Here is an 8765-nt window from a genome sequence, read left to right as displayed (position 1 = left end):
CCCATTCCTCCTCGCTCGTGTCGGTCGGATAGCAATATCGCCGCAGCTCAGTACACATCCCATATATTTGGGATCAACTCGGTCCGTAACACGCTCTAGAGCAGATCCCGATCGGGTGGACTCACCTGATCGGGTGAAGATGCTCTGAAAACAATAGTCTAGGGCATTTCTCCTGAACCGGTGTTCAGGGGAATGCCCTAGCGTCGCCGACCGTTGCCGGGAGACCGGCAACGGCGTGCCGCGATGTCAGGCCGCCGGCTCGAGCACGTGGATGACGCGGCTGGCGATCAGCTCCTTCGTCTTCGCGGCATAGGCGGCCATGTGCGGCGCCGCGGCATGCGCGGCCAGCGCCTCCTTGCTCTCCCATTTCTCGATGACGAGGAAGGTGTCGGCGCCGAAGGGCGTCTGGAACTTGCCCATCCCCTCGGCATCGATCGCCGGGCCGTACTCGATGCAGCCCTTCTCGGCATGCACGGCCGGCATGTTGGCGCGGAAATGCTCGAGGATCTGCCCGCGCATGCCGGGCTTGGCGGTGATGATGGCGACGACGTGGATCATGGCTGGACGTTCCCCTCTTGGCCGAGGCGGCGAGCCTAGGCCGGGGCGTCCCGGCTGCCAATCGGGCCAGCGGGGTCGATCAGCGGGGTCGATCAGCCGGGTCGGGTCACCCGGTGCCGGCGAAGCGCGCGGCGATCTCCGCCTCCAGCGCGCGGTAGCCCTCGCTGAGCGGCCGGCGATTCTCGAAGGCCTGCTCCGGCGCCGGCAGCAGCCGGCCGGACATGCCGTCCTTCACCTCGCCATCCTTGAGGAAGGCGCGGCGGAACAGGCGCGGCGCGGCGCCGACATAGGGGCGGAAGCAGACGCGCTGCGGCCCGGGCCGGCCGAGGCGGCGCGCCAGGCTCGGCGGCACCCAGCCCGCCTGCGGCAGGGTGATGCTGTCGTCATGCAGGGCGAGCGCCTTGCTCTTCAGATAGGGCTCGATGAACTGCACCTCGTCGATGCCGGCGGCGACGATGTGCCGGGCGCAGTTGTGGCAGGGAAAGGTGGTGACGAAGAGCCGCGCGCCGACGGTGGAGACGCCGCGCCGCGCCGCCGAGACCAGCGCATCCATCTCGGCATGCACGGAGCGGCTGAACTCCACCAGATGGCCGAGCCGCGAGCGCCGCAGCCGCCGCGCCAGCGCGGTGCGCGCCGTCTCGTCGCCCAGCGCGACGCCCTCCTCGGCCAGCAGGTCGAGCACGTGGTCGACCAGCTTGTTGCGCTCGTCGGTGTTGCGGCAGAAGCCGCCATAGGCGTGGCAGCGGCCGCGCTCGACCTCGGCCGGGTCGTCCATCCCCTCGCCATAGAGGCCGCCGCCGGCGCGCGGCACCTCGTTGCAGCCGGTCGCCAGCAGCTGCCCGTCCTGGCCGAGCAGCACCGCGCCCACCTGGCGCGACAGGCAGGCGCTGCCGAGCCGGGCGGCATAGGCGTGGTACATCGCCTGCTCCGCCTCGGTCGGGCGCAGCATCGGCTTCTCGGTCCGGACCAGGGCCAGGAAGCGTTCGAGATCGGCGGTGACCGGCCAGGCATCCAGCACCGCATCCGGCGCATCCGCCTGCGGCAGGGAGGCGGAGCTGTCGCAGTGGAAATCGGCGTAGCGGAAGGCCTCGGCGACCTTCTGGCCATGCTCGACGCCGGAATTCTCGTCGCGGCCCATGAAATCCTGCACCGCCCGCGCGGCATCGGCATCGTCCGGCGCCAGCCCGTATTTGCGCATCAGCCGGGCGTGCCGCGTGGCCTCGTCGCAGACCACGCCGACGAGCCAGAAGGCCTCGCCATAGACGGAGCGGAGGAGCTGCACCTCGGCCGGGTGCCGGATCGCGTCGCAGACCGCGATCGGCGGCCCGCCCGCCGCGCGCGCGGCATGGATGCCGGCGATCATGCCGGCGGCGACGAAGGCGTTGTCGTTCTCGTGCCGCAGCCGGCTGCCGACGGCCTGCAGGGCGCCGAAGCGGCGGAGCGGCGGCTCGGCCATGGCCGCGGCCCAGTCGAGCGGCGCCGCCCGCGCCAGCACGTCGCTCGCCCGGATGGCGGTGGCGTCGGCGCCGGCCCGGCGCAGCAGGCGGCGGAGCACGCGGGCGATGGTGGAGGTGCCCGAGCCGACCGCGCCGACGACGCCGATGACCAGATCCGCCCCCTGCGCCGCCCGCGCGAGGGCGAGCGCCTCGACGCGCCCGGTCCCCGGCTTCGGCATGCGGCGATGCTGGGCCAATCGGGGTCTCCCTGTGACGCGGCGCGCCTGGCGGGCGGCCCGCGATGATGCACGCGATCGGCAACCCAATGTCGGGCGAAGGACGGTGTGGTCAACCCGGCTGCGCGGGCCGCTTGCGCACAATAATCGCCACATGCGTGAATTGCAGGGACCTATTTATGTCTCCTGAGAAAAAGCTGCGCCGATCGCCCGGTTTGCGACAGCGATCGAGATGCTTTGTCGGGCGACTGAGCAAGCTTGTGAGCAGCGCGCGGTCCCCCTTTGGCCTACAAGCGGCGTGCCGGGGATTCGAGTCTCCGGTATTCGCAACGATCCGCCTGGGCACCCATGGAACGGCGCGCTAGGCTGCCTCAGCCGCGTACCCTCCCATCCCGGGATGGACATCCGAAACTGAACGAGCCGTAAGCCACGCACGCATGTCGACAAGCGTCATCGGAAAGAACGGACCCGCCATCCCGCCGAGCAACCCTCGGAGCTATGAGGTCAGGGTGCAGCGCCAGCCCCTGCCGCCACGCCGGTGGCTCTGGCTGATCGTCGAGGAGGCCTCGCAGGTCGTCGTGCAGCAGTCGCAGGACACCTTCCCCAGCGCCCAGGAGGCCTGGGCAGGCGGCCGCAAGCGGCTGGGCAAGCCGGCCTGACCCGGCCTGGATGCCGTGGCCCGGCAGGGCGCGGCATCCGGTGGCCGGCGGGACGGGACATCCCCCGGCAGCGGCGCCGATGTCCGGTCGCCGCCGGCAGGCTCCAGGGCCGATGGCTTGCCGCTGGCCTGGAGCCGATCGCCTTCAGGCCGATCCCTCCGACCGCCTGACGATGATCCGCCACCGATGACCCAGCGCATGCTGCGGCACCCCCGGTGAGCGCGGCATGCCCCGGAAGCCCGCCGCCGCCTGATGCGTTGCAGGGCCTCGGAGGGAGCATGGCCGACAGCATCCAGGTGGTCTGCCCGCGTTGCGACGCCATCAACCGCGTCCCGGCCGCCCGGCTCGGCGAGGCGCCACGCTGCGGCAGCTGCAAGGCGCCGCTCTTCCAGGGCAAGCCGGTGGCGCTGAGCGAGGCGCGGTTCCGGCGCCACCTGCACCATAGCGGCCTGCCGCTCCTGGTGGATGTCTGGGCCTCCTGGTGCGGCCCCTGCCAGGTGATGGCCCCCGCCTTCGAACAGGCGGCGGGGCGGCTGGAGCCGCGCTGGCGCCTCGTCAAGCTCTCGACCGAGGAGGCGCCGGCGATCGCCGACGAGCTCGGCATCCGCAGCATCCCCACCCTGGCCGTCTTCGCCGCGGGGCGCGAGGTGGCGCGGCAGGCCGGTGCCCTGTCGGCGGAGCGGATCATCGCCTGGGCCGAGGCGAACCGGCCGGCGGCGACACCGCCCTGATCGGCCGACCCTGACCGGCCGGCCCTGACCGGCCCGCGGCGGCCGGTCCGGCAGCGCTGGAGCAACATCCGGGCTTGTCCCGGCCGGTGGCCGGCGCGGCCGTCTTTATGGGTTTTTTACGCCCCGGCCCCGCCATTCGCATGGAGCCTTTACGGGCCCGCCGCCTAGGGATCGAGGGTCTTGGACCCGATCCGGAGGCCCCTCTTGCCCGATCTCCTTCTCCTCGCCCTCGGCCTCGGCAGCTTCGCGCTGCTCGCCGCCTATGCCGCCGGCTGCGCCCGCGTCTAGGCCGACCATGCTCGACCTCCTCCTCGGCGGCGCCGTCGCCGCCGCGCTGCTCCTCTACCTGCTATGGGCGCTGCTGCGCCCCGAGGATCTCTGATCCATGACCCTCCTTGGCTGGGCGCAGATCGCGCTCGTCCTCGCCGCGGTGCTGGCCGGCGCCGTGCCGCTCGGGCGGCACATCGCCCGGGTGGCGGAAGGCCGGCGCACGATCCTCCACCCGCTCCTCGGCCCGATCGAGCGCGGGCTCTACGCCATGGCCGGCATCGATCCCGGCAAGGGCCAGGGCTGGCAGGCCTATACGCTCGCCATGCTCGGCTTCAACGCCGCCGGCTTCGCCCTGCTCTACGCCCTGCTGCGGCTGCAGGGCGTGCTGCCGCTGAACCCGCAGGGCGTGCCCGGCATGGCGCCGGCGCTCGCCTTCAACACCGCCATCAGCTTCGTCACCAACACCAATTGGCAGGCCTATTCGGGCGAGGTCGCGGCCTCGCATCTCAGCCAGATGGCCGGGCTGACGGTGCAGAATTTCGTCTCGGCGGCGACCGGCATGGCCCTCGCCCTCGCCCTCACCCGCGCCTTCGCCACCGGCCGGGCGACGCAGCTCGGCAATTTCTGGGCCGATCTGGTGCGGATGACGCTCTACGTCCTGCTGCCGCTCTCGGTGGTCCTCGGCCTCGCCTTCGTCGCGCTCGGCATGCCGCAGACCCTGGCCGGCGCGGTGACGGCGGAGACGCTGGAGGGCGGGCGGCAGAGCATCCCGCTCGGCCCCGTCGCCTTCCAGATCGCCATCAAGCATCTCGGCACCAATGGCGGCGGCTTCTTCGGGGTGAACGCGCTGCACCCCTTCGAGGGGCCGGATGCCATCGCCACCGCCCTGCAGATCTGGGCGCAGACCGTGATCCCCTTCGCCCTCTGCCTCAGCTTCGGCGCCCTCGTCGGCAACCGCCGCCAGGGCCGGGTGCTGCTCGCGGTCATGCTCGGCTTCGTCCTGCTGGCGACCGGCGCCATCTATGCCGCCGAGACGGCGGGCAACCCGCTGCACCTGGCGCTCGGCCTCGACCCGGCGCAGGGCAACATGGAGGGCAAGGACCTCCGCTTCGGCCAGGCCCTGGTCGCGCTCTTCACCGCCACCACCACCGGCGTCTCCTGCGGCGCGGTGAACGCCATGTTCGACAGCCTGACGCCGCTCGGCGGGCTGGTGCCGCTGTTTCTCATCCAGCTCGGCGAGGTGCTGCCGGGCGGCGTCGGCTCCGGCCTCTACGGCATGCTGGTCTTCGTGCTGCTCGCTGTCTTCGTCGCCGGCCTCATGGTCGGCCGCACGCCGGAATTCCTCGGCAAGAAGGTGCAGGCGCGGGAGGTGAAGCTGGCGATGCTGGCGGCGCTGGTGCTGCCGGCGACGATCCTCGGCTTCACCGCCCTCTCCATGGTGCTGCCGGCGGCGCTCGCCTCGCTGGCCAATCAGGGGCCGCACGGCCTGACCGAGATGCTCTATGCCTACACCTCGGCCACCGGCAACAACGGCTCGGCCTTCGGCGGCCTCACGGCCGACACGCCCTGGCTCGACGTGACGCTCGGCCTCGCCATGCTGCTCGGCCGCTTCGCCTATGCCGTGCCGGTGATGGCCATGGCCGGCGCGCTGGCCGCCAAGCCGAAGCTGCCGGAGGGCGCCGGCACCCTGCCGACCCACACGCCGCTCTTCGCCGGGCTGCTCGCCGGGGTGATCCTGATCCTCGGCGGCCTGCAATTCCTCCCCTCCCTCGCCCTCGGCCCGATCGCCGAGCATGTCGTGCTGCTCGCCGGCAAGACCTACTGAGGCCCGATCCGCCCATGCCCGACATCTCGGACTCCCTGCAGCCCAGCACGGCCGGCCGCAGCCTGCCCGGCTCCGCGCTGCGCGACCGCGGCCTGCTCGGCCGCGCCGCCCTCGAGGCACTGCGCAAGCTGAACCCGCACAGCCTGATCCGGAACCCGGTCATCTTCACCACCGAGGCGGTCTCCGCCCTCGTCACCGCGCTCGCCATCGAGGCTGCGGCGACCGGCGGCGCCTGGGGCTTTCCCGCCGCCATCGCCGTCTGGCTCTGGCTCACCGTGCTCTTCGCCACCTTCGCCGAGGCGGTGGCGGAGGGGCGCGGCCGCGCCCGGGCCGAGAGCCTGCGCCGCGCCCGCACCGAAACGGTGGCGAAGCGGCTGCTGCGGCCGGATGACCGCAGCCTCTGGCAGCCGCGCCCGGCGGCGGCGCTGCGCCCCGGCGAGCTGGTCCTGGTCGAGGCCGGCGACCTCATCCCCTCGGATGGCGAGGTGGTGGAGGGCGTCGCCTCGGTGAACGAGGCGGCCGTGACCGGCGAGAGCGCGCCGGTGATCCGCGAAAGCGGCGGCGACCGCAGCGCCGTCACCGGCGGCACGCTCGTCGTCTCGGACTGGCTGGTGGTGCGCATCACCGCGGCGCCTGGCAGCACCTTCCTCGACCGCATGATCGCCCTCGTGGAGGGCGCGGCGCGGCAGAAGACGCCGAACGAGATCGCCCTCGACATCCTGCTCGCCGGCATGACGATCATCTTCCTGATCGCCGTGGTCACGCTGGTCGGCCTGGCGAGCTGGAACGGCCAGCCGCCCTCGGTCACCGTGCTGGCGGCGCTGCTGATCACCCTGATCCCGACCACCATCGGCGGGCTGCTCTCGGCGATCGGCATCGCCGGCATGGACCGGCTGCTGCGGGTCAACATCCTCGCCACCAGCGGCCGCGCGGTCGAGGCGGCGGGCGATGTCGACGTGCTGCTGCTCGACAAGACCGGCACCATCACCCTCGGCAACCGCCAGGCGGCCGGCTTCCACCCGGCGCCCGGCATCGCCGAGCGGGCGCTGGCCGAGGCGGCGGCGCTCGCCTCCCTCGGCGACGAGACGCCGGAGGGGCGCTCGATCCTCGCCTTCGCCCGCGCGCAGCACGGCATCGCCGCGCCCGCCCTGCCGCCGGGGGCGCGGATCGTGCCTTTCAGCGCCGAGACCCGTCTCTCCGGCCTCGATCTCCCGGATGCGCGCTACCGCAAGGGGGCGGTCGATGCCGTGGCGCGGGCCACCGGCGCCGCCACGCCCCCCGCCCTGGCGCAGGCGGTGGAGCGCATCGCCCGCGCCGGCGCGACGCCGCTCGCGGTGGCGAAGGACGGGGCGATGCTTGGCGCCATCGCGCTGAAGGACATCGTCAAGCCCGGCATCCGCGAGCGTTTCGCCGCGCTCCGCCGCATGGGCATCCGCACCGTCATGGTCACCGGCGACAACCGGCTGACCGCCGCCGCCATCGCCGCCGAGGCGGGGGTGGACGACGTGCTGGCCGAGGCGACGCCGGAGGAGAAGCTGCGGCATATCCGCGCCGCCCAGGCCGAGGGCAGGCTGGTCGCCATGGCCGGCGACGGCACCAACGACGCGCCGGCGCTGGCCCAGGCCGATGTCGGCCTCGCCATGCAGACCGGCACCCAGGCGGCGCGCGAGGCCGGCAACATGGTCGATCTCGACAGCGACCCGACCAAGCTGATCGAGGTGGTGGAGATCGGCAAGCAGCTCCTCATCACCCGCGGCGCGCTGACCACCTTCTCCATCGCCAATGACGTGGCGAAGTATTTCGCCATCCTGCCGGCGATCTTCGCCGCCTCCTATCCGGAGTTGCAGGCGCTGAACCTGATGCGCCTGACCAGCCCGGAAAGCGCCATCCTGGCGGCGGTGATCTTCAACGCGCTGATCATCGTCGCCCTGGTGCCGCTGGCGCTGCGCGGCGTCCGCTACCGGCCGGAGGGGGCGGCGGCGCTGCTGCGGCGGAACCTGCTGCTCTACGGGCTCGGCGGCATCCTCGCCCCCTTCCTCGGCATCAAGCTGATCGACCTCGCCCTGCATCTCCTCGGGATCGTCTGAGCCATGACCAGCCTGCTCCGCCCGGCCCTTGCGATGATCCTCGGGCTGACCCTCCTCACCGGCCTCGCCATGCCGCTCGCCATGACCGGCATCGCCCGCCTCGCCTTCCCCTGGCAGGCCGGCGGCAGCCTGGTCGAGCGCAACGGCCGCATCATCGGCTCGACGCTGATCGGCCAGGACTTCACCAGCCCGCGGCATTTCCATGGCCGCCCCTCGGCGACGACCGAGGCCGATCCGGCGGCGCCGGGCGGCACCCGGCCCGCCCCCTACAACGCCGCCGCCGGCGCCGCCTCGCAGCTCGGGCCGACCAGCGAGGCGCTGCGCGAGGCCATCCGCCAGCGCATCGCCGCGGCCACCGCCACCGCGCCGGGCCCGGTGCCGGCGGATGCGGTGACGGCCTCGGGCTCCGGCCTCGACCCGGATATCAGCCTCGAGAATGCCAGGCGCCAGGCCCCGGGCATCGCCGCCGCCCGCGGCCTGCCCGTGGCGCGGGTGCTGGCGCTGATCGAGCACGAGGCCAGCCCCCGCGCGCTCGGCCTGCTCGGCGAGGCACGGGTGAACGTGCTGCGGCTCAACCTCGCCCTCGACGCGGAGCCCTGAGGCCGGAGGCCGGCGATGCGCATGCCCCTCCCCGGCGCCGCGGGCGCCCCCCGCGGGCGCCCCCGCGGGCGTCCCTGGCCCGACCGCGGCCTGGCGCGGGCCCGGCGCCCCGGGCGGCGCCGCGGCCGCGGGCGGATCGGCGCCGGCGGGCTGGTCCTGCGCGGTTTCCTGGCTGAGCTCGCCTGGTCCTTCCTCGGCGCCCTGCTGCTCGGCCTTCGCCCCGGCGGCGGCGGCACGCCCTGGCAGGCCGCCGCCTGGATGGCCGGGGTGGCGGCGATCGCCCTCGCCACCGCCGCTGCCTGCCTGGCCCCGACCGGGCGCGGCCCGCGGATGCGGTAGGCGCGGCCGTGCCGGATTATCCTC

Annotated in this window: 9 protein-coding genes; 7 read left to right on the top strand and 2 right to left on the bottom strand. The window is 73.2% G+C overall.

Annotation, left to right across the window (positions count from 1 at the left end; genetic code table 11):
* Positions 1-246: 246 nt before the first annotated feature.
* Together DOO78_RS13400 and DOO78_RS13395 are read right to left on the bottom strand one after the other, a co-directional pair.
* Positions 247-558, bottom strand: a complete 312-nt coding sequence (locus tag DOO78_RS13400) for a putative quinol monooxygenase (RefSeq protein WP_111470291.1) — start codon at positions 556-558, stop codon at positions 247-249.
* A 106-nt stretch (positions 559-664) separates the two neighbouring features.
* Positions 665-2233: a deaminase gene (locus DOO78_RS13395; RefSeq protein ID WP_165838878.1), complete on the bottom strand. Its 1569-nt coding sequence runs from the start codon at positions 2231-2233 to the stop codon at positions 665-667.
* A 506-nt stretch (positions 2234-2739) separates the two neighbouring features.
* On the opposite strand from DOO78_RS13395, the gene DOO78_RS27495 reads away from it, so the two are divergent.
* The 7 genes from DOO78_RS27495 (at position 2740) to DOO78_RS13365 (ending at position 8741) form a co-directional block, all read left to right on the top strand.
* Positions 2740-2889, top strand: coding sequence for a hypothetical protein (locus DOO78_RS27495; protein ID WP_165838877.1), 150 nt, complete (start codon positions 2740-2742; stop codon positions 2887-2889).
* Positions 2890-3167: 278 nt separating this feature from the next.
* Entirely contained in the window at positions 3168-3620 is a 453-nt protein-coding gene (locus DOO78_RS13390) for a thioredoxin family protein (RefSeq protein ID WP_111470289.1), read from the top strand.
* Positions 3621-3882: 262 nt separating this feature from the next.
* Entirely contained in the window at positions 3883-4002 is a 120-nt protein-coding gene (gene kdpF, locus DOO78_RS13385; protein WP_207802893.1) for a K(+)-transporting ATPase subunit F, read from the top strand.
* 3 nt (positions 4003-4005) lie between these two features.
* Complete coding sequence (gene kdpA / locus DOO78_RS13380; RefSeq protein WP_111470287.1) at positions 4006-5715, top strand: potassium-transporting ATPase subunit KdpA; 1710 nt, start codon at positions 4006-4008, stop codon at positions 5713-5715.
* A 14-nt stretch (positions 5716-5729) separates the two neighbouring features.
* A complete protein-coding gene (gene kdpB, locus DOO78_RS13375; RefSeq protein ID WP_111470286.1) occupies positions 5730-7802 on the top strand; it encodes a potassium-transporting ATPase subunit KdpB in 2073 nt (690 codons plus the stop codon).
* 3 nt (positions 7803-7805) lie between these two features.
* Complete coding sequence (gene kdpC / locus DOO78_RS13370) at positions 7806-8402, top strand: potassium-transporting ATPase subunit KdpC (protein WP_111470285.1); 597 nt, start codon at positions 7806-7808, stop codon at positions 8400-8402.
* A gap of 15 nt (positions 8403-8417) precedes the next feature.
* On the top strand, positions 8418-8741 hold the full coding sequence (locus DOO78_RS13365; protein WP_111470284.1) for a hypothetical protein: 324 nt from the start codon (positions 8418-8420) through the stop codon (positions 8739-8741).
* Positions 8742-8765 lie beyond the last annotated feature (24 nt).

It is taken from the genome of Roseicella frigidaeris (genome assembly GCF_003258945.1).
Taxonomy (GTDB): domain Bacteria; phylum Pseudomonadota; class Alphaproteobacteria; order Acetobacterales; family Acetobacteraceae; genus Paracraurococcus; species Paracraurococcus frigidaeris.
This window is presented reverse-complemented; position numbering and strand designations above follow the sequence as displayed.